At 69.3% G+C, this 1,626-nt stretch carries 1 protein-coding gene; it reads right to left on the minus strand.

Features of this window, described 5'->3' with window-relative positions; all coding sequences use genetic code 11:
• Positions 1 to 141: 141 nt before the first annotated feature.
• Positions 142 to 1,626 (minus strand): helicase HerA domain-containing protein (locus tag D477_RS16925; protein ID WP_005272466.1); only part of this gene is annotated, 1,485 nt, incomplete at its 5' end.

Below are 1,626 nucleotides of genomic sequence, written 5' to 3' on the forward strand. Positions count from 1 at the left end.
GGCGGGCGGCCCCGGTGCCGGCCAACCGGGAGCCCAGGTGGGCGGCGGTGTAGGTTCCGCCGCCGAAGACGAGGATGAAGCCGATGGCCAGCCAGACCAGCAGGGCGTCCCCGAGGCCCATACCTTTGCGGTTCGGTGCACTCACCGCGTTCCTCCTTCCTGCAGCCGGGGAGCCGCCGGGGTCAGGGGTGTTTCGGCGGGTTTGTGCCATTTGGCATCGGTGTCGTTGAGGCCGTTGCTCTTCTCGATGGACGTCAGGCCGATCTGCACGGGGATGCCCGGGCGGCCGCCGACCTTGATCAGGAACTTCCCCCGGCCCGGGGGTTCGACGTCGAGGCCGCGGGAGTCCCAGGCCGGCGGGTCCTGCCAGGAGATGAGCTTCTGCTGCTCCTGCCGGGAGAGGGGAATGGCGGAGGTCAGCAGCGGCATTTCCGAGGCGGGCAGGCCGCCGCAGATCACCATGCCGGAGCGTTCGACGAAACCTTTGGCTTTCATCCGGTCCTCTTCTGCCGGGAGCGCGAGCAGGTCGGACATGGTGTGGGAGATCATGATCTGTCCGACGCCGACGGACCTGTTCAGGCGGGTCAGGGCGTCGACGCGGTCGACCATGCCCTTGCCGGAGCGCAGGGCCCGCCAGAGCTCGTCCAGGACCACGAAGTAGTTCCGGCGCGGTTCCAGGCCGGCGTCGGCGAGGGCGTTGGCGACGTTCACGGTGCCGAATCCGTAGGACCAGCACGCGAGGAGCACGGCGGCCTGCAGGTCGGTCTCGGTTTCGTCGATGCTGGAGACGTCGAAGACCACGGCGCGGTCCCGCCGCATCGGGCTGGTGGTCTGGCGGGAGAAAATTTCTCCCAGCTTCCCTCCCCCGGTCAGGCCCAGCAGGGTTGCTTCCAGCGCCCGGGTCTCCTGCAGGTAGACGTTCATGTCCCCGCGGTCGAGGGCGACCTGGCGCAGCTCGTCCGGGGCGGAGACAATGACGTCCAGGAGGTCCTTCAGGACCGGGATGCCGTCGAACCGGTCATCGAGGACCCGCAGGGCCCGGTCCAGGATGGTCTGTTCCTGATCGGTGGGCGGGTTGTTCCGGCTGATCGTGATCAGCGAGACGACCATGTTCAGCCGGCGGCCGTGCGCGTCGGCCCTCACCCGGGTGGCGGCTTCGTGCTGGCCGTGGTCCTCGAGGAGCCGGGCGACTTCAATGGCCTGACCCGGGTCGAGAATGTTCAGGTACCCGGCCCCGCGGCCGAGCCTGATCACCTGCCCGCCGAGGGCCTGCACGGCTTTGACGTGCTCGCCTTTCAGGTCCCCGAGAATCAGCGGGTTGACGCCCTGCGCGGCGAGGCCCAGGAGCATGCGGCGGACCAGGGTGGACTTGCCCAGTCCGGGTTTGCCGAGGATGAAGGCCGAAGGGTTGGAGATCAGGCGTGCGCGCTGGAACCAGCCGATCGGGTCGCAGCAGACCGTGGCCTGGGTTTCTTCATGGCGGCCCAGCGGGACGCCGATCATGGGCGAGGACGCGCCGGAGGAGAACGGCCACAGGCCGCAGACCTGGACTGTCGTTCCCCGGTACTCCTTCACCGACGCCACGAGCCGGGCCATGCCCCCGCCGCGCCCGGACCAGCCGCGCGC

The organism is Arthrobacter crystallopoietes BAB-32, assembly GCF_000328305.2.
In the GTDB taxonomy this organism is placed as follows: domain Bacteria; phylum Actinomycetota; class Actinomycetes; order Actinomycetales; family Micrococcaceae; genus Crystallibacter; species Crystallibacter crystallopoietes_A.